The organism is Pseudomonas sp. SIMBA_041 (assembly GCF_046535095.1).
GTDB lineage: Bacteria > Pseudomonadota > Gammaproteobacteria > Pseudomonadales > Pseudomonadaceae > Aquipseudomonas > Aquipseudomonas mucoides.
Genome location: NZ_JAWRXJ010000180.1, coordinates 1 through 287 on the forward strand (window position 1 = coordinate 1; position 287 = coordinate 287).

Here is a 287-nt window from a genome sequence, read left to right on the forward strand (position 1 = left end):
GCGATCCATCCGGATCGCCTTTTTTATTACTTCACCACTTTCAAACTGGGCCGACCGCTGGGACGCGGCGGCTCGCTCTCGGGTGGCGGAATATCATCATCCGGCTCAATCTCTTCTTCGTCTTCCATAGGCGATTCCAGATCGAACACCATGCCCTGACCGTGCTCCCGGGCGTAAATCCCCAGGATCGAGGCGATAGGCACGTACAGGGTGTGTGGCACACCGGCGAAGCGCCCTTCGAAGCTGACCGCCTTGTTGTCCATGTGCAAATGCCGCACGGCTTGTGG

Annotated in this window: 1 protein-coding gene; it reads right to left on the reverse strand. The window is 58.9% G+C overall.

The window, feature by feature from the left end:
• Positions 1-26: 26 nt before the first annotated feature.
• Positions 27-287 (reverse strand): ClpXP protease specificity-enhancing factor SspB (locus tag SB725_RS30750; RefSeq protein WP_410923146.1); only part of this gene is annotated, 261 nt, incomplete at its 5' end.